Source organism: Streptomyces sp. CCM_MD2014 (assembly GCF_000772045.1).
Classification (GTDB): domain Bacteria; phylum Actinomycetota; class Actinomycetes; order Streptomycetales; family Streptomycetaceae; genus Streptomyces; species Streptomyces salinarius.
The window spans coordinates 1,707,386-1,730,167 of sequence record NZ_CP009754.1 but is presented as its reverse complement, the minus strand read 5'-3'; the positions used below and the strand labels follow the sequence as shown (position 1 = coordinate 1,730,167).

Below are 22,782 nucleotides of genomic sequence, written 5' to 3'. Positions count from 1 at the left end.
GCCCGTCCTTCGTCCCTCTCGTGCGGGCCTGGCCGGTGGACCCGGCCCCGAACGGCGGCGACTCAGTCGAGCGCGGCGCCGGCCGCCGGCTCCTCGGCCACTGCGCCGGCACTGAGGGAGCCGAGCAGGGACAGTGCGTCGGCGGACGCCGTGCCTGGTTCGGCTTGATAGACGACGAGCTGCTGCGTCGGGGCGCTGTTGACGGTGAAGGACTCGAAGTGCAGTTCGAGGTCACCGACCTGAGCATGGTGGAAGCGTTTCGCCTCCCGCGTCTTGGCGCGCACGTCATGCCGCGCCCACAGCGTGGAGAAGTCCGCACTTCTCAGGGACAGCTCGCCTACGACCTGGTTCAGGCGCGGATCCTCGGGATCGATGCCGGCCGCACGGCGCAATGTGGCCACCGTCGACTCGGCCGCACGGTCCCAGTCCCGGTGAAACCGCCGCGCGACCGGGTCCAGGAACGTCATGCGCAACAGGTTGTCACTGTGAGTGAAGTCGGCGTGAAGAACGCTCGCGAGCCGGTTACGGGCCAGGATGTCCAGTACGGGGCTCATGACGAAGGCAGGCGTGTCACGCCACGTGTCGAGGAGACGCCTGAGGTGCGGGGCGACTCGTTCCACGCGCGGTGCTCGGCGTGTCCGGCGGGTGGTCGGGCCGGCCACGCGGTGCAGGTGGGCCATCGCTTCGCCGTCCAGCTGCAGTGCCCGCCCCACGGCCTCGAGGATCTGCCGGGACGGATGCCGCTCGCGGCCCTGTTCGAGACGCGTGTAGTAGTCGGAACTCACCCCCGCGAGGGCGGCCACCTCCTCACGTCGCAGACCGGGCACCCTGCGACGACCGGAGGTGGGAATCCCCACGTCGCAGGGGCGCAGGCGGGCGCGCCGCGCCCGGAGGAAACCACCCAGCGTGTTGTCGACGAGCTCCTTCTCTCTGTCCATACGTCGAGGCTAGAGCGGTGCGACGCACTGCCGTAGGGGCGAGGGAGGGTGCGCTTACCCTGGGAACAGCACACCCCGGACAGTCACACCCTGTTCGAGCCGACGACGGCCTCGCTCTCCGAGGGCGGCACAGGCCGAGTGCTTCCCACCCGTCGCAGGTGAAGCGCCGCGACTCCTCAGCACTGTCTTGGCATGCGTCTGCCTGGCCCGTCCCGCCCTGCGCCGGGAGGTCCGAGCCGGTACGACGTGGTGAGGAACCGGAACCGGAACCGGAGCCCACCCACAGCCACTCGCCGCTTTCCGGCTGCCTGGCGCGTACGGGGCACGCTCAGGTACGGCCGGACGCCTCGGTGCCTGACGTGGTGCCTGACGTCACGGTGCGGTCGGCAGACCGGCCAGCAGACTGCGCCGTGCGGATTCCACATGCTCTTCGGCCCGGCGGGCCAGCGTCCGGATGTCGCCGGAGCGCAGGAGAGCGGCCAGCTCGCGATGCTCGTCGACCACGCGTGCGCGGTAGTGGTCGTAGGCCACGTCGACGCGGCGCAGCTGGAACAGGTGCACCTGAGAGCGGATCGCCTCCCAGGCGGAGGTGAGCCTGCCGTTCCCGGCCGCGGCGTAGATCTGGTCGTGGAAGGCGATGTCCAGCGCCACCAGCCGGGGGGCGTCACCGCCCTCGGCGATCTCGGCCGCCATCTCGGCCACCAGCCGATCCAGCGCGGACAGCTGCTCCGCGGTCGCGGCTCGCCGCGCGGTGGTCGCGGCCAGGCGGTCCAACGCGGCCCGCAGCGCGTAGACCTCCTGCGCGTCCTCGGCCGTCACCCTGATGACGGTGGTGCCGCGGTGCCAGCCGCCACGCACCAACCCCTCGTGCTCCAGCCGGGCCAGTCCTTCCCGGACCGAGCCACGGCTGACCCCGAGGCGTTCGGCCAACTCCACTTCGCGCAGTGGGGCTCCGGGCGGGAAGTGACCCGAGAAGATCGCGGCGCGCACCAGGTCGGCGGCTTCGTCGGCCAGCCCGCGCCGGGCGGCCTTCGGCAGTGCAGATGACATGCCGCCATGTTGACATCCGGACAATCGCAACCACCAGACCGGCCAGGCGACTCGCCCCGGGCTTCCAGCCGACTCTTGTCCTAATGTTGACATTGAAAGATCGGGTGGGTCAGGCTGCCCTGGTCGCCGACTCCACCAGAGGGGACCCCGATGCCACGCCGACCCGCTTTCCACCTGGCCGTCCCGGTCGACGACCTGGTCGCCGCCCGCGGCTTTTACGGACAGGTGCTAGGTCTGCCCGAGGGGCGCAGCGCCGACCACTGGGTGGACTGGAATCTCGAAGGCCACCAGTTGGTGACCCACCTGGTGCCGACCGTGCCGCAGCCGGCGGGTACCAGCGTGGTGGGACAGCACCGGGTGCCGATCCCGCACTACGGTCTCCTGCTGCCCGAACAGTCCTTCCACCAGTTCGCCGAGCGGTTGCGAGCCGCGGGGGTACGCTTCGACATCGAGCCGCATCGCCGCTTTCCCGGTGAACCCGGCGAACAGTGGACCATGTTCTTCCGCGACCCCGCGGGCAACGCCCTGGAGTTCAAGTCCTTCCGTGACGAGTCGATGGTGTTCGCCCGATGAGGGGCGTGCTCGTCACCGGTGGATCGCGGGGCATCGGCCGCGCCGTCGCGAGGGCCTTCGCCGCCGGCGGTGACCGGGTCGCGGTGCAGTACGCCGGTCGCCGTGCGGACGCCGAACGGACGGTGCGCGAGCTTCCCGGCACCGGGCACACACTGCTGCAGGCCGACCTGGGCGAGCCAGGTGCGGCCGAGCGGACCGTGGCCGAGGCGGTGGCCGCGCTCGGTGCCGTGGACGTGCTGGTGAACAACGCGGCCGTGGCACCCGCGGCGGACACCCGGCACCCCATCGCCGAGACCCCGCTGGAGCACTGGCAGCAGGTCTGGCGGCGGATGGTCGACGTCAACCTGCTGGGCGCGGCCGACTTGTGCTGGGCCACAGCCCACCACCTCGTCAACCGGGGCACCGGCGGGGCGATCGTGAACATCGGCTCGCGCGGCGCGTTCCGGGGCGAACCCGATTTCCCCGCCTACGGCGCCACCAAGGCCGCCCTGCACGCCCTCGGTCAGTCACTGGCCGTGGCCCTGGCTCCGCACGGCATCGCGGTCACCTCCGTCGCGCCCGGGTTCGTGGCCACCGAACGGCAGACGGGGAAGTTGTCCGGCCCGGAAGGAGAACGTCTGCGCGTGGAGAGCCCCTTCGGGCGCGTCGGCACCCCGGAAGAGGTCGCCGCCACGGTGCATTTCCTCGCCTCCCCGGCCGCGGCATGGGCCTCGGGAACCATCGTCGACCTCAACGGCGCGTCTCACCTGCGCACGTGACACCCAACCGCGCGAGAGAAGAACGGCGCGCGTGTGGGGCCCCGCCCACGCAGGGCAGCAGCTCGGCCTGGAGGTGACAGTGCGGGGGAAGCTGGGACCGCTGAGAACGAAGATGGCCGAGCTCGTCGATCGCGGCGGTACGGGCCCCACGGCGAACGCAGCCTGACTCACCCCGCCGTCGTCGCCCTCGACCGACTCGGCATGACCGCTGCCCGAGCGACAGGAGTTGTCGCGCTCGGAGGTCCTGGCGCCGGCCTCGGCCGCACTCCGTGCCGCCGAGGCCGATCACCTCCCGCTCGAGCCGGCCGGCATCGGACCGTCCCTGCCGCACCACGTGCCCCTGCTGCGGGATCCCCCGGGCGGATGCGCCTCTTCGGACCTACGTGCCGGCAAGTGCTGCGCGTAGGCGACGGGCCTGGCTCACCAGCCGTGAGCTGCCCCGCCGGTCGGCTATCGGGTCGAGTCCGGGTATTACGCCCTGGGCTCCGGTGCGTTCGGCGCACTCGGCGGCGACGGTGAGCAGTTCGCCGAGGCCGCGGGACTCGGCGGGGGAGAGGTCTTTGGACAGGAGCGGTGGCAGCGCGTCACGCAGCACGGTCCAGACGGTGCGGTACGCGCCGGTGGACGCGGCCGTTCCCAGGGACTCCGCCAGGCGGCTCGGAGTGACGATCCCGATGAGCATCAGCGCACCGAGGTCGGTGGCGAGCGCACCGGGATCCAGCTTCTTCTGTGCCGCCAGCAGCAGCAGTGCGTCGACCGCGGCGATTCTGTCCTCCTGGCGCTGGACGCCGAGCCCGCCGGCCACCACCAGGGATGTCGCGGGCCCGCTCGCGCCGGGTGACTGCGCGAGCAAGGGCAGGACGGAGCAGACGTCCGGATCTTTCTCGGGGTACTGGGCGCAGGGCAGGACGTGCTGTATCAGCCGCAGGGCTATGAGCTCGGGGTGCTCCGGCAGGAGGGCGGGCCAGTGGGTCTGCTGGACGGCCGTGGTGGCGGCGCACCAGCACCGGTGGTGGGAACCGAGTGCCGGACTCCCCAGCTCACGGAAAGCGAGTGGGAACATGTGCAAGGCGGTGATCTCGCCGGACCGGACGACCGGTGTCGTCTGGTCCGTCACCGTGCGGTGCAGGACCGTGCCGGTGAGGCCGCCGGTCCGCAGCCAGTCGGCGAGCCGCTGCCCCTCCGGGGTGCCCAGCAGTGCGGCCCGCTCGGCGGCGGCCTCGGCGGCCGCCCGGTCCGTGGTGCGCACCCGCAGCAGGGCCTGTGCGAAGTCGCACGCTCCGACGTGGGCGCCCAGCCGCTGGTACGTCTTCAGCCGGTCGGTCAGTTCTCCTGGCTCCAGCAGCCCGTTGTCCCAGCTTGGCGTCGACAGCAGGAACGGCTGCGGATCGGTGAGCAACCTGTGGGCGATCTCCCAGAAGCGGGCCCGGAAGGGGCCGTCCGGGAGGCATCCGGCATGCGCGCCCCCGCCGTCGAGCACTGCCTTCGCGGTGCGCGGTGTGATCCGCTGGTGGAGGCCGGCGAGGACCAGGTCGAGGGCGAGTCGCGGGGTGAAGCGGACATGGGAGGGGGCGAAGGCGGAGGGGACCGAGTCGTCGGGGAGAGGCCGGCGGCAGGTGCGGGACCACCACCGCGTCGCCGCTGTCGGCTCGAGCGCTTCCAGCAGTGCTGCTCGATCCTCATGGGCCCAGCGCACCAGTCCGTCCAGGGTCCGTTCGAAGTCGGCGACGGGCAGGATGCCGTGGGAGGCCAGCAGCGCGCCGGTCTCCTCGGCCGTCTCCGTCGCTGAGGCCGGCGGCGACGCGAGCGCGACCGGGGACGGAACGGGCGGCAGCGTGTCCTCGCCGGCCGCGTGCAGAGCTTCTTCCGCTCCGGTTCCCAGGGCTTCGACCACTCGGGTGCGCAGGCCGGGGGCGATGGGCGCGGCCGAGGTGAGGATCTCTTCACGCGAGGCGGCGTCGGTCAGATGTGTCCCGTGCCGCTCGATCAGCTTCAGGGCCCGTTCCTGGGCTTCGGTGTCCTCGTGGGTGAGGGCGTGGGACGCGGCCGGGAGCAGTGCGTCGGCTGTGGCGGTGTCGCGGGTGGCCACTGTGTCCAGCAGTTTCAGTTGAGCTCGGACCAGGTTCTTCTCCGGCCGGGTGAGCACCGCTCGCGTCATGTCGGCCAGGTCATGCGTCGGCAGGGAGCCGGTCAGGGCGAGTTCGGCGAGGACGGACTGGGCGTGGACGGCGACGGGCTGGAGCGCGTCGGCGGCCAGGGCCCGCCAGTCGGCGGCATGGCCGGCGTGCTCCTCGGCGGACAGGTCGAGGTCGAGCAGCAGCCGGTGGAACACCCGCTGGTCCACTGCCGTGCCGCCGCGCAACAGCCGCCCCAGACATCCGTCGACCATGGTGGCGCGGTCGAGTGTGCCTTCCGCGGTGAGCCGCGCGAGAGCGAGAAGCCAGGGGTTGTCCTTGTTGGAGTGACCGCTGTTCAGCGCCTGGCCGGTCCCCCCTGCCGTGAAGAGGCCGGCCACCATGGGCGTGAGGTAGGGCGACTGTCTCAGCCGCTCGGCGATCACGTCGGTGTTCCAGCTGTTGCCGTAGATGTTGCGTATCCACGCGTGCACGGAGGCGTCGGTCACCGGCATCGGGCATCGGGCCGCCTGCACGATCGCTTCGAGAAGGTGATACCGGATGTCCGTGGAGGGCCTGCGGTCGGAGATCCGGTGCGCCAGCTCCGTCAGCCATTCGGCGGGGCGCTCCTCGAGCATGGGGAGGAATCTCTTCTCCGCCACCCACATGCGCTCCCAGCCGGAAGCTGTGAGCCAGGACGCGACGGCCGCCGCTCCGCTCTGGCAGGCGAGGCCCGCCACCAGCAGCGCAGGAGAGGCCGCTTGGAGCTGCGGCGTCACCCAGGCGTCGCGGAACTCCTTGCGCAACGCCTTCAGTGCCGGCAGTTCCCCGCGCCGTTCGGCGGCTGTCATGCCGTTCACGATCGTCACCACGTCGTCGATTCGTCCGCGGCGCACCGCTTCGATCAGCTTGCTCAACTGTTCCTCTCCCGTCGTGCCATCCGTACCGCCAGCGCGTGCTTGCAGGGGCCGCGTCCGCCCCGGTATCTCGCCCACCACAGGCAACTGCACCTCAGGACGCCGGCGTCCTCGCGCACCCGGTGGGTGTGGCCGTCCTCGGCCGTGAGGGTGCCCATCGCGCCGTCCAGCGTCACAGCATTGGCCGACAGCAGGGCACGGGCATGCCGCAGCCTCGGGTTGTGACGCTCGGCGAGACCGGAATCGTAGGGGAGCTGCCGGTGGAAATAGGCGGCTTCGGCCGTGTCGTAACCCACCCGGCCGGAGGTCGCCAGGCGCGTCAGCGCCGACCGGACCCGCGCGGTGGTCAGTCCGCAGGCCGCGGCCAGAGCGCTCACGTCGATCCGCGGTTCCCACGCCAGCAGCACGGCCACCAGTTCCGCGTCCTGGACGGTCTCGTCGTCGGCCAGTGCCTCCAGTACGCCGCCCTCGCCGGAGAAACCCCTTGCGGGGTCCGGGGAGAGAGTGAGTGTCAGGCGCATGCCCGGCAGAACCGCTTCCCAGGCACTCGCGGTGGCCGCCCTGCCGTCCCCCGCGGGACCGTAGACACGCAGCGCGGTGGCGTGCCGCAGCACACGGTGAAACGCGGCCAGCCGCTCCGGTCCGGGCAGGCACACCGCTCCTGGTGCGGGACACGTCGTGGGCCTGAGTCCCTGCCGGGCCGGCACGAACCAAACGGGGCCGCGCGGTTCTCTTCCACCGCTGCGAGGAAATGACCGCAGGAATCGGACTGCTTCGGACGCGGGCAGTTCGGCACGCAGGTCGAACTTGGCGGCGATCGCCTGCGCCTCCGCGAAGCCGCGCAACCACCGGTCGGGCAGGGGCACCTTCTTCTCCACCACCGCGCCGCCCAGTGCGGTCACCGCAAACTCGTCCGGCCCCACCCGCAGATGGACCGGATCGCGTGGGCCGACGCGCGTGAGCGCCTCACGTAACGGGTTGTTGACGTCGAAGTTGCTGGTGCCGTGCCCGATCTCTCCTCCGTCGAGTGCGTCTGCCAGCACGTCGAGCCGTGCGTAGACACCGCAGCAGCCGGAGAACGACTCGAAGCGGAGCCGGTCGCCGTTGCCGGTCACCACCGGGTCCAGCCAAGCCGGTAGGCGAGGCCGGTAGTGGCGGGCGGCGGCGATGTCGGCCACCGAGAGCAGGCCGGCGGCGGCTGCCTGGGGACTGGTGAGGAAACCCGAGAAGAACCGGGGATGGTCCTGGAAGCCGGAGGGCGTCGCGCCTCGGGAGGTCTCCAGCCCCAAGAGGCTTCCGTCCGCCGAGGCTTCGAACGCGGAGGAACGCGCATAGGCGAGGGCCCCCGATGATCGCGTCATGGAGGAGACACTAGAGGCGACCACCGACAATGCCCTGATCAAGCCCTCGCGGCCGGCACTCGAACGAAGAGAGCCCACCGGTCCGGGTCCGCCTTTGCCCCGATTCAGAGTGGATCGCGTTCTTCACTCTCGAGAAAGAACCTCACACGCGGTACCAGGAAAGCGAACGGTTCGGCGTTTCCGACAAGAGCACTGGCCGCTGCGGACACGACCGGCCCGGAAAGAGCTGTGCAGGAATCGAGTGGGATACCGAGAGAGATCTCCTGCCGGGTCACCTGTCCGTGCCACGGTTGAACCGAGAGCGCACGGTCCTGAGGCACGCAGTAGGCGAGCATCCTCCCGTAGTCGGGAAAAGCGCGTCGCCAGGGTCCATCCGTCGGCCACTCGGGCAGCGGAACGAGGTGGGCCTCGGCGTCCGGTGCGGTACCGCGCCCCGGAGCCAGAAGAAGATCGATCCGATCGCCCTGCGCAACGAGTACCGAAGCTCGATCAAGAACGTGCATGGGCAACCCCTCGGCGACCATGCGCGCACCGAGGGCGTGCACCGTGCGATCGACAGCGGTACTGAGGAAGTAGACGCCCAGGGAACCTGTGCGGGGGTGGCGCACGTAGATTCGCCAGTTGCTCTGCAACGGGGAGGGCAGGAGCCGCCGCCACCGGCCGAGCAGCGCAGGCCCCAGGTGCCCATGTCGGTAACTCAGGAAGGTCACCATCGCCTGGTCGCCGCTCTCGCCGAGACGCTGCAGTTCCAGGCCGGGCGGGACCAGGGGCGCGATGCGGTGAGCATCGACCACGTAGTTGACGTAGACAACGTCGGTCACGTTGCTGACAAAGACCATTGAGGGGATGCGCTCACACAGCCTCCGCAGCAGTCGGCTGTCGGCCACCCAGTTCAGCGGTGCGGCGAGCCGGCCTCGCGGATGAACCCACGGTGCGTACCGCCCGTACCTGGTCTGCCGGCGCGTGCGACGCAATGAACGCTCGGCGGCCCAAGCGGCCAGGCCGACCGACAGGACGGAGCCGAGCACGAGGAGCGTGAACATGAAGGCAGTATGGCAACCGCGGCGAATCCGGCTTCGGCCGCCAGGGACGTGGCATGCGGTCTCACCCCAGTACTCGGGCCACGTTCGTGAGCCGGAGCCCGCGCCTGCCAGTGGCCGTCCGCGGTGAGCAATCCGATACGGGTCCGCCTGCCGACGTTGTCGTCGGTCGACTGGGCCCTCAGCCGATTGCCGGTCTCCTGGGAGCTGCCGGTCACCTGTCTCCCGACAACGGACCCGGCGGGTAGGTCCAAAGGATTACGCCCCGCCGATGAAGGCAGAAACGTGTCGCGAAGCGCGGGCGGCCTTCCCGCTCCGCATGTCACCTGGCGTCGAAGGACTCCCGTGCCTTTTCGATCTGGGGCATGTACGTCCGTACCCAGTCCAGGAGGACATCGACGGGCGGGCGCATGGTCTTCCCCAGCGGAGCGACCCGGTACTCCACTGCGACCGGCCTGGAGCTCACGACCTCGCGCTCGATGATGCCGTTGCGCTCCAGTCTGCGCAGGGTGGCAGTCAGCGACTTCTGTGTGACCGAGGGGATGGCACGGCGCAGCTCGTTGAACCGGCGCGGTCCCTCGCACAGCTCGCTGAGCACGCTCAAGGACCACTTGTCCAGCACTTGGTCGAGCAGTTCGCGGTGCGGCGCCGGGATGCTCAGTTCGTCGTCGTGGGAAGAGGCGGTATCGGTCATGAAACCTGGTCTCGTTGAAGTGTCCTGTGACTCCTAGGTATCAAAGGTATACGAGGTCCGTCACCGGAAGGAGACCACCATGTCCGTCCAACGTTTCACCCCCGAGGGCTTGCTGCAGCCCGCGCCTTACCATCACGTCGCCGTCGGCACCGGCAGCAGACACGTCCACGTCAGCGGGCAGACTTCCAGCCTCGCGGACGGGACCCCCGTCGCGCCGGGAGATCTCTCCGGGCAGGTCGCGCAGGCGCTGCGGAACACCGCACGCGGTCTCGCCGGGGCCGGCGCGACGTTCGACGACGTGGTCCGACTGACCGTCTACGTCACCCAGTGGAAGCCGGAGAAGATGGGCGCCTTCATGGCGGGCGTCGAAAGCGTCGCGGACGAGATCGGGCTGCCCCAGCCCCTCCCCCCGGCGTCACTCATCGGCGTCGACTGCCTCTTCGACCCCGGCGTCCTCGTCGAAATCGAAGCCACCGCCCTCGTCGACTGACCGACCGCTTGCACAGGCCCGCCCACCTGTGGCAGGTCCAGAACTCAGCTCTCTACCGACGCGCTTGTGGAAGGGCTTCGCATATCCCAGCCGAGCGAGGACGCCCGACCCGACCATCCCGGTTCAGCGCGGGAACACCCGCCCGACCGACGCTTTCGCTGCCCGAGGGCACACGGCGCGACGCAGCTGTCCGCCGTTCCAGCCCTGAAAGGGAGTAACCGCTACCGGGGCCGCCTGGTGCGAAGCGGACCAGTACGTGAACCGGTGCGGGCACGCCAACTCGTGGCTCACGTGCAGGGGCTGTCGGAACGCCCCACCGAGATGCCGCCCCGCTGCGGCATGCGAAGACCGGCGCATTCCCCACGAATGATCAGGACAAGACGACCCCTCCCTGTACGAGGCGGTCGTCATCAGAGCGGCACACCGTGGCCGCACCTTATGGGAAAAGGATCAATAGTCATGAAGCGTTCCACTTCGCGCATCGCCGTCACCGTGATGGCGGCGGCAGCCCTGACGGCTCTCCTTCCGGCCTTTCCGGCTGCCGCGATCAACCAGACCGACTGCGGCGACAGGACCGACTTCGTCAAAGTCTGGTACGACGGCGGTGCACAGACCATGTGCTTCGCCAACGGGGGCACTGTGACCCTTCAGCTTCCCGACGTCACGAAGGTCACCTCCGGCGACAACAACGTCGCGATGTTCCTGGGCGCTCGAGCAGTCACCATGAACAAGTGGTCCACCCTGGTCGACACCGAAGGACTCAACGCGACGCTTCACGCCCTCCAGATCTACTGACCCACCGCGAAAGTGCCGGGCCACACAGGCCCTTTCGGTGTACGGCATGCTCCGTGACGCACCGGCAGCGTCCCCACGCGGCCCGGGGCATGCCCGCCTACCCCCACAGCGCTACCGGAGGTACACCTCGTACCTTCTGGCACCTCCCCACGGCCGACCGATAGCTGTTCCAACGATGGCCTGCGTCCTTAACGACGCATCGCGATACGGCAGTTGCCCGGCCGCCGGCAAGACTGCGCTCCCGTAAGCTGCGTCGGTCCGATGCGTGTGTACGGGAGGAGTTCGTCGTGGTGCAGCCGTTGGAACAGGAAGATCCGGACTCCCTGGGTGACTACCGGGTGGTGGGTCGACTGGGTGAAGGCGGCATGGGGCGGGTCTTCCTGGGGCGTTCGCCGAGCGGCCGGTCCGTGGCGATCAAGGTGGTGCACGCGTCGCTGGTGCACGAGCCGGAGTTCCGGGACCGGTTCCGACGCGAGGTGGAGGTGTCGCGTCTGGTCGGGGGAGCTTTCACCGCCCCCGTGATCGACGCCGACACGGAGGCCGAACAGCCCTGGATGGTCTCCAGCTACATCCCCGGCCCCTCGCTCCACCAGGCGGTCGTCGAACAGGGGGTCCTGCCCCCGGTGACGCTGGCCGCTCTGGCCGCGGGGCTGGCCGAGGCCCTGGTCTCCATCCACCGGGCCGGCCTGGTGCACCGCGACCTCAAGCCCTCCAACGTGCTGCTCACCGACGACGGCCCGCGCGTCATCGACTTCGGCATCGCCCGCGCGCTCGACGCCACCGCCCTCACCAGGACCGGGGCCACCATCGGCTCGGCGGGCTTCATGTCCCCCGAGCAGGTAGCCGGCGGCGAGATCACCGCGGCCAGCGACGTCTTCTCCCTGGGCGCGGTGCTCGCCTTCGCCGCCACCGGGACCGGCCCGTTCGGCGTGGGATCGGCGCCCGCCATGCTCTACCGCGTGGCCTACGAGCCCCCGGACCTTCAGGGCGTCCCGGACCCCGAGCTGCGCGCCCTGCTGGCCGACTGCCTGGCCAAGGAACCGGCACTGCGCCCCACTCCGCAGCAGATTCTCCGCCGGGTGGCCCCGGCCGCTCCTTGGGCCCCGCGTATGCCGGCAGCCGGCCGGCCGGCCACCGCCGGAGAGACCGGTGGGCCCACGCGGCCCGCCACCCTCGCGGAAATGTTCACCCAGTACGCCGGGGCGCCGCTCTCCCCGCCGGGGTCGTCCGGCGGGCGGGCGTCCGCGCCGGGCGACCCCCGCCGGTCCCTTCGTCGCGATGTGATGGCTCCGGCCACCGACGTCCACGCGGAGGAAGGGGTTCCCGCATCCGGGTTCGGTCCGGCGTCCGGGTACTCGCCGGTCTCCGCGGGAGCCGTGCCCGGCCCCGGTTCGGTGCCGGCGGTGCCTCGCCCCGTCGCGGCCTGGCGGCTCGACGAATGTTCAGGAACGCGGGCGACGGACGCCACCACGCCACGGCCACGGCGGTCAGATGGGCAACGCGCCACGGTGAGGGCGCCGAGTTCAACGGGTTCAGCAGCGAAGTGGCCACCGAAGGCGCGGTGATCGACACGGCACGCGGCAGCTTCACCGTCGGTGCGTGGGTCCGGCTCGGTGTGATCCCTCCCCACTTCGTCACCGCGGTCAGCCAGGACGGCGAGGAAACCAGCGGCTTCTACCTCCAGTACTCCTCCGACGAGGGCCGCTGGGCCTTCGCCCGCCCGGACCTGCGCGTCACGTCGATGTCCGTACCGGTCGCCGGTGCGTGGACCCACCTGACCGGTGTCTGCGACAGCGTCGCCGGTGAGTTGCGCCTCTTCGTGAACGGCGTCCAGGAGGGCGCGATCCGTGACAGGATCCTGATCTGGTCCGAGGGGCCCTTCGTCATCGGCCGGGGCCGTTACGGCAGGAGGCCGGTCGATCACTTCCCGGGCAGCATCAAGGACGTCACGGTCTTCGACCGTGCCCTCACCGAGGGGGAGATCGTCGGCCTGCTTCAGCCATGACCCGCCCGACAGCCCGAATGGCCGGCTCGGAGAGCAGGGGGCACTGCCAGCTGTTCGCGGTGGGACTCGGCGTTCACAGCGGCGGTGCTGATGCAGGTCCGCGGTCGGCTGGTGGGACAGCGGACCTCGGCTACGGGCGGCGATGGCCGAAGGGGACGCGGTGTGTGGAGAGCCGTAGGGCCGCTGGCAGTTGGCTACAAGGACGTTGTCGGAGGGGTGCCTTACCGTGTTGATCAGGCATCGGGCCCGCCCGCACGGTGCCGGTCACCGATCCCTCATCAGAAAGCGACTTCGTGGACAACTGGACCAGCACCGTCGGCCCCTCCGGAGATCCTGTGGGGCAGACGTCCCGCAGCAGCGCCTTCCGGGCCTTCGCCCGGCGGCACGGGGTCTCCGACGACGCCATCACCCGCCTGCTGTGGAGCATGGAGCCGGCGGTGTACTTCGACTGGAAGACCCCGGGGAGTGTCCGGCCCGATGACCGGGTGATCGGTTACATCGGAGGGGCGCCGGAGCTGCCCCTGGACATGGAGTGGGACATGGGCGACGTCTTCGTCGCCTCCTTCGACCTCGCGGCGGTGCCCCGGACGCTGTTCGACGACGGGCTGCCCCGGGAGGGGCATCTCCTGCTGTTCACCTGGTCGGACGCGGGCGGCGGCAAGGCGCTCTACATACCGCCCGGGACCGAGACGGCTGTGGCCCCGGTGCCCGTCCCGAGCGCACTGGACCTGCGGTTCGGGTCCTCCCACATGGTGCTGGAGCGCAGGACCATGGTGGCCTCCCGCGACGACGCCTGGGACGCCCACGCCTGGCTGATCGGCGAGGAGTACGGGGGCATCTGGGACGAGGTGGAGGACGAGGAGGCCGAGTGGCACGCTCGGCTGGAGGCCGCCGTCGAGGAGTACGCCGCCAAGGTCGGCGTCCGGCCGGCCATGAACAACAGCACCGACAAACTGCGGGGAGTGCAGCGGAACGTCCACGACAGCTGGGACTACGCCACCGAGGCGTTCCAGCGTCTGCGGGAGGAAGCGGTCCTCGCACTCCGGGACGACCCGGAGCGGTTCGACGAGGTGTACGACCGGGCGTGGCGGGAGCTGCCCCAACAACCGCTGCTGCACCTCGCGACCTTCAACATGGAGTCGCTGCAGTACAACTGGATGGACGGCGACATCAGCTGGTTGATCAGCCGCGACAACCTCCACGCCAGACGGTTCGACAAGGTCGAGCACCACTGGCTGGGCTGACCCCGGCGGCTCGCGCACACGCCCCGCGCGATCGCCTCGCATGAGACGGTCCGTCGCTGGTGTGTCACGTTCGGACAGACCTACGCCGACGCGCTCCGCCGTCGGCATCTCCCGGTCCGGGGTGGCCGACGCACGAACCACCGGTCCGTCGACGGCCGCCCCGCGCTCCGGCACCAAGAGCGGTCGAAGAGCGGTCGGCAGCGATGCTCGCCAGGCGGATGATGAGCACAGCGCCGACGCGGACGCCGGTGCCGAGTAGGGCCTCGACGGCGGCCGTCGGACAGTCGGCGAGATTGAACAGTGATGCGGGTCGGTCGGCTGCGCAAACTGAGCCTCCGACCTGGGCGCACGGCTCCGACACCCGCCCGGCGTCGCAGGGAGAAGAGGGAATGTTCAGCAGTAATAGGACTGCATGACGCGGTCGAAGCGCTGCGCCAGAAGGTCCTCACGGCGGATGATCCAACTCACCTCCCCGTCGCCGGTGTCGAACAGCTCGGACTCGCCGAACTCCAGGAGGTTCAGCCAGGGGCCGCCCTCCTTCCACCACGCTTTCTCCAGACCCTCGGCATACAGCTCGTCGAACCTCTCCGGGGTATCCCTCAGCGTGACCACAGCTTCTTCGCACCGCTCCAAGAACTCCCTGCCGTACTGGCACCAGTAGTCCCGAGGACTCAAAAACTCCCCCCGCAGGGTGCAGGTCCGATGCACGAAGGGGATACTCCCGACTCGCTCGGCGTACTCCGTGATCGCCTCCAGAAGCGGACGGAGCGTCTCCCTGTCGTCCTCGTGGACGTCATCGAGGTCAGGCATCAAAGCCCGGGGATGGTCGTACTGGTGCTCGGGAGCCCATGCCCAGCCCAGGGAGTCCCATGATGTACCGGGGCGGTAGACCAGTGTCCGGCGCTTAAGGACCTGTGTCGTCCACGTGTTGTACGGGGCAATGACCGAGACGCCCGCGGGTGCGGGTCGTACGGTCGTCTCGGTGCCTGGCGGTACGTACACCACCGGTGCGGACTCGTCGTCCTCGTAGCCGACATTCGTGAAGAACAACAGGTGTCCCTCACGGGGAAAATTGAGGGACAAGGGCTGCTCCGGTATCGCGGCCAGGTCCAGGCCGGCGACATAGACTTCCCCGCCCTCCCAGGGAACACTGGTGGGCAGCTCGGGCAGGCCGCCGGTGTGACCGACCACGATGTCGTGAGGGCCGACAGCCGCCGGATCGACCATGTCCAGGTGTACGGACGGCTGCATGCACCACATGATGCGGGTGATGGCGTCGTCGGAGACGCCGTGTTCACGGGCGAAAGTCCGGAACTCGTCTGTGTATGACATACCGTCATCCTCACACCTGCCACTGACATGCCATGCGCTCGGGCTTCGTCAGCGGACCGCGTGCGAGGCACCTTTCCGGTGCCGTCGGCATGCTCTCGGCCGGCTGGCATCCGGGCAGCTGGGCAGTCGGCCAGTAGGGCCGTGCCATCGGCGTACCAGGCGAGGAATTGCGGCACTCAAAGCGGACCTGGCCGCGGAGGAGGGCGCAGCAGCCGAACCGGCCGTCTCATCATGCCCACCACATCCGGGCCGCGGCAGCACGATCACCCGCAGCCTGTCCGGCGTCCAACTCGTCGCCTCCAGCGCCCGTGCCGGCCTGGTGGACGCGATCGACGCGGTCCTGCCTGGCGCCTCCTGACAGCGCTGCCGCACCCACTGAAGCCGTAAGGAATCAACCTGTCGGGGTGGCGCCTTCGTTTTGTGCTGCGGTGAGGAGATCAGCGGCGGATCGGTAGCGGGTACTGGCCGGGGACGGGAGGAGTCCGGCTTCGGCGAGCAGGGGGCGGATCTCGCGGACCGTGTTGCCGATCGAGGATCTGCGGACGTCGCCCAACGCCTCGCGAGGATGTCCATAGTGCACAACTTGCGCAGATAAGTGGTGGTCCTCGACCTGGACCGGATCGCCCTTGGGTGCGTACTTGGGCGCCGCCCGGCACGACCTGCTGGCCTTCAGATCTAGCGACAGATCTGGTTGAACAACCCGCAGGAACGGCACACGAGGAGATCCTCCCCCACGGCTGCGCCGCGGGAGGTGCCCCCAGCCGCACCGACGTGGTCGGCATCTTCTCCGACCGCACCGCCGTCATCCGGCTCGTCGGTGCGGTCCTGGCCCGATCGAGTCAGAAACCGACGACCCGGCCGTGCCTACCGAACTCACCGCATAGCCTCGCACGAGATCACCGAGTGGCCGTCGATACACCACTCCAGCGGACGTGACCCTCAGTGTGGCGCCGCTGCCTTCTGATGGCGGTGCCCTATTCGAGACGAGGGCAGCGGCCTGGTCGCAACAGGTACAGACGCCTTTTGTGGGTGGGTCCGCAGTCGATCCAGAACCAGGAGCCCCCTTGCGGTGAATGGGCCCCATCGGGGTGCTGATTACGGAGTGGGGCCGCTGCCGTAGCCGGTGAGGTCACTACCTCCTTGCGTGACGCCTCCCCGTCAATACCGGTCAGGAGTGGACGAAAGGCAACGCCTTGTCAATCCGCCTAATCAGATTGAGCATCGGTTCGGGCGAAGCCATCCGGCAATGATCGAGTCATGCCGCTGTGCCGGGTTCGATGGGACGGTTGTGCAGCGACATCCCGGACGGGGTCTGACTCGTGAGATCTATGACCGAAGTGTCCAGTCACGGACCTGTCGACTGTCGTCGCGGGATGCTGCCTGCCACCGAGCCACAGGGCGTGTCCCAATAGGGGCCTTGCCACGATCAGGCGCCATCACGGTTCAGACCGCCCGAGCAGGCCGGTGCCATCCGCCCAGCCAGCACGTCATCACGTGGGAGGACGACCACCATGAAGACCCGACAATGCAGCACCTCCTCGAGCACGGATCCTCTCGGTCGGCGCGAGGTCGTCCTGGGCGTGGACACGCACGGCGAGGTGCATGTCGCCGCCGTGATCTCCCCGCTCGGGAAGGTCCTGGGAACCGAGTCCTTTCCCGCGACTGCGGCCGGCTACCGACAACTGCTTGTCTGGGCCCGCAAGCGGGGGACGGTGCGCCAGGCCGGCGTGGAGGGCACCGGCACCTTCGGCGCGGGCCTGTCCCGTTATCTGCTCGCTCAGCAGATTCAGGTGTTCGAAGTGAACCGGCCCGACCGCTCGGCCCGCCGGCTGCTCGGCAAGTCGGACCCGCTCGATGCCCAGGCCGCAGCGCGAGCCGTGCTCAGCGGTCGCGCCCGAGCTCGGGCGAAATCCGGCGACGGTCCGGTGCACAGCGCCCGGATCTACAAACTCGCCAAGGACTCCGCGGTCAAGGCCCGCACCCAGGCGATCAACCAGCTCAAGGCCGTCCTGGTCATCGCCGACCCCGCCCTGCGGGAACGCATGTCGAGCCTCGGCAACGCCGAGCTGTTCCGCACCTGTGCGCGCCTCGGCCCGCACGATGGTGGTGGGGGAGACGAGGACGCGGTGGCCCAGGCCACCCACATGACGCTGCGCATGCTCGCCGAACGCATCGAACAGCTCACCGGACAGATCAATGAGCTCAACCAACGCCTGACCCGGCTCGTCGAACGTCACGCTCCACAGCTGCTCGTGCCGGTAGGCATCGGTCCGGACAGCGCCGTCACTCTCCTGATCACTATGGGGGACAATCCCGAGCGGCTGAACACGGAGGCGTCCTTTGCTGCCCTTTGCGGAGTCAGCCCCATCGAGTACTCCTCCGGGCGTCGGAGAACGCGCCGGCTCAACTACGGCGGCGACCGGCAGGCCAACGCCGCCCTGCACCGCATTGTCTTCACCCGCCTGCGCCACGACCCGCGCACCCAGGCGTATTACGAACGCCGCACCCAGGAGGGCAAGACCCGACGTGAGATCGTCCGATGCCTCAAGCGATATACAGCCCGAGAGGTCTTCAACCTGGTCAGACCGGTTTCCCACACCCCTGCGTTATAGGGGCGTCCGTGAGACGTGAGAGGGTCTGGGGCGTGAGTGAGACACCACCGAACACCCTGCAATACCGCTTTGACGGGCCAGAAGACGCCCCGGTCCTGATCCTGGGTCCCTCACTGGGTACCACGTGGCACAGGTTGTAGAGACTGTCCGTGGGCGTCCACGTCAGTCCACGGTGTGTGCGTAACAGCAGGTCAGGGCCTTGCGGTCCGAAGACGTCGGTGTAGTTGGTGACAGACGCGTGACAGCGACGTGAGACGACGAGGCCCCACCGGGGATCCGGCGGGACCTCGTCGTGACTTGTCTAGTGCGTCGGGTGGCACCCGCTGCGGGCGTCGTTGTACTCCGGATTTCCGCTCTCGAGCACACGGAGCAGGGACGCCGTGACGACGCGCGTCTTACGGCCGATGCGTAGCACGCGGCACGGAAAGCGTCCGCTGCGGACCAGCTCGTAGCCCTTTGCTCGTGAGAATCCTAGCGCCCTTGATGCATCCTCCACGCTTCCCGTTCCGTCCCAGGTGGCGCTGATGTAGGTAGGGCTGTAGCGAGGACTCAGTGTCCCGTCGATCTCCGTGGGCATTCCAGCTTCTTCGGTCTTGGCGGCGGGTGTCGTCCGTGTGTACGGAGGGCCCCCGCCGCGGGTGGTCGCGGCTACCACCAAGAATCCGCGCCATTGCCGGTTTGGCTAACCGGCGATTCGGAGCTATGTTGCCCCGCATCCCAATAGAGGCCCCGTCTAATGGTGTGAAGCACAACGCTGGGCGGAGCGGCCAGCGTTCAGGACATCGCGATACTCCTCAGCACTGCGACGGACGGCATCAGTCGGCCGGGATGCAACGCGAACACGCCTGTTTCCAGCGCCTCGGCGGCCGGGTCGGAGCTCGCGACTCGTGCCAGGCTGCGGCTCGGCGGTATTAGCGGTGGAACTCGGACGGTCTGCTACGACAAGTTCGCGCCTGCTGTCGGACTCACAGGCCAGCCCGGATGACTCACCAACCGAACTCCATCTGAATTGGGATGCCGTCGGTGGTTTCAGTTTGGATGGCCGGGGCGACCTCGATGGGCACGCCGAGCTGAGTAGCAATAGGGGTGTACAGGTCTGTGGTGACCTCTGGGGTGCGCAGTGAGATCAGAAGGGCGTAGCTGACGGGCAGGCCGATCCGGTCGCTCCGTTTGTTTGCCTTCCACCAACCGCCGACGGGATAGACCGCGAGGGCGCCACAGTCGGCGAGTTCGGTGGCTGTTCCGCGCCAGATATCCGCATGCAGGGAGCCGAGGTTGCGGAACCGGGGGCCGACCAGCCAGCGTATGTCAGACTCGAATGCCTTCGGGTTGCCGAGTCCGTCGCTCTCGTGTTCGGCATGTTCGGCCAGTCTGCGTTGGAAGGCGTCACTGGACTCGGTGGGGCCCTTGATGGCGAAGCGAAGGCCGTGTGAGGCGTAGCTGTAGCGGCCGAGCATGCCGCGCCGGCCGGGGTTGGGTTCGATCATGTACGCGAGGGTCACGCGCAGGTCCACGGGTGTGTCGGCCAGTTCACGCAACTGTTCAAGCGGCCACGGCAGCTCATGGAGCTTGAGTTCGGCCAGTCGGACCTGCCCGCCCTTGAGTCGTTTGAGGGGCACCAGGGCGTCTTGAACGATCATCGTGACGGCGTTGGCGGCGCTGCTGCGGATGCGCTCGGCGGTGGGCACACCCCAGCCGTAGCGGCGGATCACCTGCCGCATGATCTCGCCCTTGGCCAGTTTGGGGGTTCCGGTCCTCTTGAACAGGCCCTGCTCGACCATGGCCGGGGTCCACTGGGCTTCGTGTACCAGGAGCGCGCGGACCGCTTCCGGCCGCAGTCCGGGGTAGGCGCTCATCGCCGTTGCGGCCAGTGCAGCCGCCTGAGCGGTGGCGGCGCTCGTGGCGTTCGTCCAGGCCAACTGCCTCGCGGGATCGTGGTGGGTGGTCGCCACGCTTACCAGTTCATGCTCATCCAGGTAGCTGTCGTCCGGGGCGACGAGCAAGTTGCCACCCTCCAGGACGATGTCGGGCTTGGTGACAGCTGCGTTGGTGAGTGCCACCGAGGTCCGGCTGAACGGTGAAAGGCTGCCTGGGGCGACCAGCGGTCGGTACCCGCGGAATACGGGGATGTTGGGGACGGCGTCCAGGTGCGTGCAGGCGCCGACGGTGAGAACGTTGTGTGCCTGGGCGGGTTCCTCGATGCGCGACAGGTCGGAGAGCAGCAGAGGGTCGAGTGCCCCCTCCTCGGTGCGCATTTGCTGGGGCACGGCGCCGCGAATGTTGCCGGCGCTGACGATGATCAGCCGTGATGCGTCCGGCTCCGGCGCTCCGATGAGTTCGATGCGGTCGTCCCGCACGTTTACGTCCGTACCAGCCGCTAGAGCGTCCAGGGTGGCCGACCACAAGGTCGCCGTTCCGTCGACGCCGTTCTCACCGTGGCCGGACTGCCGGGTGACAGCCATGGAGAAGACCCGGCCGGACGGAATGGGACCCCCGTTGCCGATCTCGGCGGTCGCTACTGCGTTCGCGGTGGTCTCGGCGCAGGTCCGTGGGGACGTGGCCGGTGTGTGGTTGTCGTCAAGAATCTTCACGGACTCCAGGCCGTGGCCGAGAACTACCGGGCCGTTTGACTCAAGTGCGGCAGCGAAGTCACCGAAGAGAGCGAGTCCGGCCATCTGTGTACCGTGCCCGGTGCGATCGGCCGGCGTACTGCCCGGCAGTACTGTGTAGGCGCGCTCGTGCAGCGCGGGCTTGAGTAGCGCGTGCTCCTGGGCTATGCCCGTGTCCAGGATGCACACCGCTGGGGCCTGTGGATCCGCCGGCTGTATGCGCTCGGCGAGCTCTTCGACGAGGTCCACGCGAAACGCGCGGTCGACGGCGTACAGGCCCTCGGCGAAGGTCGGCCTGCGGATCTCGGCAGGACAGGCGTTCGTAGCCAGCAGCACCGTTAGCTCTTCGCCGGTCGTCGCGACATGCGCGACGAGACGCTCGCCCACATGGATCGCCCGTTCGCTGATGCGCCACTGTCGCTCGGCGGCCAGCGCTTTCAAGGCGGTGACCGGATCCGTCGGCGAGATCCGTGGATCGAACCACAGCTCCCACCATCGCTCCTCGTCCAAAGGTGGCAGGCCCTGCCGCTCCTGCCAGAGGTGCTCCAGCAGCGCTCGGCGGATCTGCTCCATGTTGGCCACCAGCGGGGCCTGCTTGGGGTTACCTGCGTCGGTGTCTTCGGTGAAGGCATTGATCCGCTGCGTGAACGAGGCGACCTTGTGGAAGGGGATCCACACCACAGCATCCTGCGGACCGTCGTCTGTCTGCGGGTGGCTGCTCATAAGGGTCAGGCCCGAGCCGTCCAGACGCTCCAGCACCAGAAGGTGGTCAGGGGCCGCCTCGATCCGCACCGCAAAACCGTCCGGCTGGAAGGCGGCGGGTATCTCCTGGGCGAGCTGTGCCGACTCCCGTTCGGCCGTCTCCAGGCCGCCCACCAGCGCAGCGACATGCCCATGGCGGTCTTCGCGCCGGACCAAGCTCGGCCCGCCCCCGCCAGCAGGCTCGGAGCGCGGTGTCAGCGTCGTGGCCCGCCAGGGCACCACCAGGTGCGGCGTCGCTCTCGCGGGAGGGGTGGGCTCAGGCATGGTGGGACGCGTGCCGCTCGGCCAGCGCTGCCAGCAGCAGCTGTTCGTCCACCACGTCCCGGTCGGTCAGGATGGCCCGCTTGGCGGCGGCTTCTGCCGCTTTGACCAGCTCCGCATGGCTCAACCCGCATGCACTGTCTGTCACGGCGTCCCACCGTACTGTCCCTGTGTCCATTCCGGCTAGCCGTCGCTGTATCACCTGCACGGCTTCTTCGGCGGTAGGCGGACCATAGGTGGCGATCATGTCGAAGCGGCGGAACAGCGCCCGGTCCAGAAGCTGGTGATGATTGGTACCCGCCACGACCAGGCTTTCCGAGGGGGCTTCGTCCAGGAACAGCAGGAACGAGTTCAGGATTCTCCGGGCTTCACCGACGTCGTTGCCCGCGGCCCGCTCCGCCCCCAGAGCGTCGAACTCATCGAAGAGGTATACCGCTCTCGTCTGGGCGACGGCGTCGAAGACCAGGCGGAGCTTGGCCGCAGTCTCACCCATGAACCGGCTGATCAACCCGTCTAGACGGATGGTGAACAACGGCAGCTTCAGCTCACCGGCTAGGGCGGCGGCGGTCATGCTCTTGCCGGTTCCTGGGGGGCCGGACAGCAGGATCCGGTGCACGGGGGTGAAACCGAAACGCTCCAGACGGGCGCGTTGCCGCTGTTCGTGCAGCACCCGGTCCAGCGATGCGCGTAGTTCCGAGTCAAGGGTCATGTCGTCGAGCTGGATGTCGGGATAGCCCGCGGTCAGTAGACTCGACAGCTCGCCCCGGGGCTGCACTACTGGAGTGGCAGCGCGGCCACCAGTTCTGCTCTGCTTTGTTCGGGCGGCCTCGACGAGTTCCCTCAGCTCCACAGCGAACTTCCCCTGGCCCTGGCGCGCCGACTTTGCCGCCACCTGCAAGGCGACGCTGTAGAAAAGATCGTCGTCCGCTGAGGCGTGCGCGCGCACCAGGGCCTTCAGGTGGTCGGCGTTCGCTGCCATACGCCTGTCACCCTTCCCTGCCGCTGTCAATGAGGACCGCTGGATCTGTACCCAGGAGCCGGTGGAAGCACCAGCGTCTGCATCGTACGGCCCGGGCGGACCGGTTGCTGCCGGGATCGGCCGGTTGTCTGAGAGCCCAGAAAGACGCCGAGTCCGACAAGCGGCCGCGGGCCACTACCTGAAGATCATGACCGACGTGGAGCTTCCCGACCGAGAAAACGGTGTCGCCTTCATCCGGTAGCCGGTGA

18 protein-coding genes and 1 pseudogene are annotated in these 22,782 nt (G+C 68.9%); 8 read left to right on the top strand and 11 right to left on the bottom strand.

Features of this window, described 5'->3' with window-relative positions:
* Positions 1-62: 62 nt before the first annotated feature.
* Together NI25_RS07645 and NI25_RS07640 are read right to left on the bottom strand one after the other, a co-directional pair.
* A complete protein-coding gene (locus NI25_RS07645; RefSeq protein ID WP_061441711.1) occupies positions 63-938 on the bottom strand; it encodes a helix-turn-helix transcriptional regulator in 876 nt (291 codons plus the stop codon).
* A gap of 372 nt (positions 939-1,310) precedes the next feature.
* A complete protein-coding gene (locus NI25_RS07640) occupies positions 1,311-1,988 on the bottom strand; it encodes a GntR family transcriptional regulator (RefSeq protein WP_061441710.1) in 678 nt (225 codons plus the stop codon).
* A gap of 150 nt (positions 1,989-2,138) precedes the next feature.
* Between NI25_RS07640 and NI25_RS07635 the strand changes: the two genes are divergently transcribed.
* Entirely contained in the window at positions 2,139-2,561 is a 423-nt protein-coding gene (locus tag NI25_RS07635; protein ID WP_061441709.1) for a VOC family protein, read from the top strand.
* Positions 2,558-3,319 carry an SDR family NAD(P)-dependent oxidoreductase gene (locus NI25_RS07630; protein ID WP_061441708.1) on the top strand — a complete coding sequence of 254 codons (762 nt, stop codon included), beginning with the start codon at positions 2,558-2,560 and terminating at the stop codon, positions 3,317-3,319. The genes NI25_RS07635 and NI25_RS07630 overlap by 4 nt, the downstream gene beginning before the upstream one ends.
* A 379-nt stretch (positions 3,320-3,698) precedes the next feature.
* On the opposite strand, the gene NI25_RS07620 is transcribed toward NI25_RS07630, so the two are convergent.
* The 4 genes from NI25_RS07620 to NI25_RS07605 form a co-directional block, all read right to left on the bottom strand.
* Positions 3,699-6,350: a DUF6493 family protein gene (locus NI25_RS07620; RefSeq protein ID WP_061441706.1), complete on the bottom strand. Its 2,652-nt coding sequence runs from the start codon at positions 6,348-6,350 to the stop codon at positions 3,699-3,701.
* Positions 6,347-7,711, bottom strand: coding sequence for an SWIM zinc finger family protein (locus tag NI25_RS07615; RefSeq protein WP_107071653.1), 1,365 nt, complete (start codon positions 7,709-7,711; stop codon positions 6,347-6,349). Before NI25_RS07615 ends, NI25_RS07620 begins: the two co-directional genes overlap by 4 nt.
* Before the next feature lie 104 nt (positions 7,712-7,815).
* Positions 7,816-8,754 (bottom strand): DUF2071 domain-containing protein, encoded by a 939-nt coding sequence (locus NI25_RS07610; RefSeq protein WP_061441705.1) that lies wholly within the window; start codon positions 8,752-8,754, stop codon positions 7,816-7,818.
* Positions 8,755-9,073: 319 nt separating this feature from the next.
* Complete coding sequence (locus tag NI25_RS07605; protein WP_061441704.1) at positions 9,074-9,445, bottom strand: winged helix-turn-helix transcriptional regulator; 372 nt, start codon at positions 9,443-9,445, stop codon at positions 9,074-9,076.
* Between the two features lie 79 nt (positions 9,446-9,524).
* Here NI25_RS07605 and NI25_RS07600 point away from each other — a divergent pair, with 79 nt between their 5' ends.
* From NI25_RS07600 to NI25_RS07585, 5 genes are all read left to right on the top strand, one after another.
* Complete coding sequence (locus NI25_RS07600; RefSeq protein WP_061441703.1) at positions 9,525-9,935, top strand: RidA family protein; 411 nt, start codon at positions 9,525-9,527, stop codon at positions 9,933-9,935.
* Positions 9,936-10,394: 459 nt separating this feature from the next.
* The gene (locus NI25_RS07595) at positions 10,395-10,730 is read left to right on the top strand and encodes a beta/gamma crystallin domain-containing protein (protein ID WP_061441702.1); all 336 of its coding nucleotides are present in this window, start codon (positions 10,395-10,397) and stop codon (positions 10,728-10,730) included.
* A 287-nt stretch (positions 10,731-11,017) separates the two neighbouring features.
* Positions 11,018-12,295 carry a serine/threonine-protein kinase gene (locus NI25_RS07590; protein ID WP_233520696.1) on the top strand — a complete coding sequence of 426 codons (1,278 nt, stop codon included), beginning with the start codon at positions 11,018-11,020 and terminating at the stop codon, positions 12,293-12,295.
* Positions 12,274-12,735 (top strand): LamG-like jellyroll fold domain-containing protein, encoded by a 462-nt coding sequence (locus NI25_RS40070; protein WP_107071652.1) that lies wholly within the window; start codon positions 12,274-12,276, stop codon positions 12,733-12,735. The genes NI25_RS07590 and NI25_RS40070 overlap by 22 nt, the downstream gene beginning before the upstream one ends.
* Before the next feature lie 335 nt (positions 12,736-13,070).
* The gene (locus tag NI25_RS07585; RefSeq protein WP_061441701.1) at positions 13,071-13,979 is read left to right on the top strand and encodes a DUF1963 domain-containing protein; all 909 of its coding nucleotides are present in this window, start codon (positions 13,071-13,073) and stop codon (positions 13,977-13,979) included.
* 393 nt (positions 13,980-14,372) lie between these two features.
* Here the strand turns inward: NI25_RS07585 and NI25_RS07580 are convergent, their stop codons facing one another.
* Both NI25_RS07580 and NI25_RS40745 read right to left on the bottom strand, forming a co-directional pair.
* Positions 14,373-15,311, bottom strand: coding sequence for a DUF1963 domain-containing protein (locus NI25_RS07580; protein ID WP_061441700.1), 939 nt, complete (start codon positions 15,309-15,311; stop codon positions 14,373-14,375).
* 391 nt (positions 15,312-15,702) lie between these two features.
* A pseudogene (locus NI25_RS40745) lies at positions 15,703-15,905 on the bottom strand (hypothetical protein); the annotation flags it as partial.
* Between the two features lie 917 nt (positions 15,906-16,822).
* On the opposite strand from NI25_RS40745, the gene NI25_RS07575 reads away from it, so the two are divergent.
* Positions 16,823-17,923: an IS110 family transposase gene (locus tag NI25_RS07575; RefSeq protein WP_061441699.1), complete on the top strand. Its 1,101-nt coding sequence runs from the start codon at positions 16,823-16,825 to the stop codon at positions 17,921-17,923.
* Between the two features lie 301 nt (positions 17,924-18,224).
* On the opposite strand, the gene NI25_RS37330 is transcribed toward NI25_RS07575, so the two are convergent.
* From NI25_RS37330 to NI25_RS07565, 3 genes are all read right to left on the bottom strand, one after another.
* Positions 18,225-18,500 (bottom strand): helix-turn-helix domain-containing protein, encoded by a 276-nt coding sequence (locus NI25_RS37330; RefSeq protein WP_078884543.1) that lies wholly within the window; start codon positions 18,498-18,500, stop codon positions 18,225-18,227.
* A 409-nt stretch (positions 18,501-18,909) separates the two neighbouring features.
* Positions 18,910-21,558 (bottom strand): S8 family peptidase, encoded by a 2,649-nt coding sequence (locus tag NI25_RS07570; RefSeq protein ID WP_078884542.1) that lies wholly within the window; start codon positions 21,556-21,558, stop codon positions 18,910-18,912.
* Entirely contained in the window at positions 21,551-22,534 is a 984-nt protein-coding gene (locus NI25_RS07565; protein ID WP_061441697.1) for an AAA family ATPase, read from the bottom strand. Before NI25_RS07565 ends, NI25_RS07570 begins: the two co-directional genes overlap by 8 nt.
* Positions 22,535-22,782 lie beyond the last annotated feature (248 nt).

Bases quoted from the DNA above. Each gene is read 5' to 3' on its own strand.
- NI25_RS07645 (WP_061441711.1), bottom strand. From the start codon at position 938: ATGGACAGAGAGAAGGAGCTCGTCGACAACACGCTGGGTGGTTTCCTC.
- NI25_RS07640 (WP_061441710.1), bottom strand. From the start codon at position 1,988: ATGTCATCTGCACTGCCGAAGGCCGCCCGGCGCGGGCTGGCCGACGAA.
- NI25_RS07635 (WP_061441709.1), top strand. From the start codon at position 2,139: ATGCCACGCCGACCCGCTTTCCACCTGGCCGTCCCGGTCGACGACCTG.
- NI25_RS07630 (WP_061441708.1), top strand. From the start codon at position 2,558: ATGAGGGGCGTGCTCGTCACCGGTGGATCGCGGGGCATCGGCCGCGCC.
- NI25_RS07615 (WP_107071653.1), bottom strand. From the start codon at position 7,711: ATGACGCGATCATCGGGGGCCCTCGCCTATGCGCGTTCCTCCGCGTTC.
- NI25_RS07610 (WP_061441705.1), bottom strand. From the start codon at position 8,754: ATGTTCACGCTCCTCGTGCTCGGCTCCGTCCTGTCGGTCGGCCTGGCC.
- NI25_RS07605 (WP_061441704.1), bottom strand. From the start codon at position 9,445: ATGACCGATACCGCCTCTTCCCACGACGACGAACTGAGCATCCCGGCG.
- NI25_RS07600 (WP_061441703.1), top strand. From the start codon at position 9,525: ATGTCCGTCCAACGTTTCACCCCCGAGGGCTTGCTGCAGCCCGCGCCT.
- NI25_RS07595 (WP_061441702.1), top strand. From the start codon at position 10,395: ATGAAGCGTTCCACTTCGCGCATCGCCGTCACCGTGATGGCGGCGGCA.
- NI25_RS07580 (WP_061441700.1), bottom strand. From the start codon at position 15,311: ATGTCATACACAGACGAGTTCCGGACTTTCGCCCGTGAACACGGCGTC.
- NI25_RS07575 (WP_061441699.1), top strand. From the start codon at position 16,823: ATGAAGACCCGACAATGCAGCACCTCCTCGAGCACGGATCCTCTCGGT.
- NI25_RS37330 (WP_078884543.1), bottom strand. From the start codon at position 18,500: ATGCCCACGGAGATCGACGGGACACTGAGTCCTCGCTACAGCCCTACC.
- NI25_RS07570 (WP_078884542.1), bottom strand. From the start codon at position 21,558: ATGCCTGAGCCCACCCCTCCCGCGAGAGCGACGCCGCACCTGGTGGTG.
- NI25_RS07565 (WP_061441697.1), bottom strand. From the start codon at position 22,534: ATGGCAGCGAACGCCGACCACCTGAAGGCCCTGGTGCGCGCGCACGCC.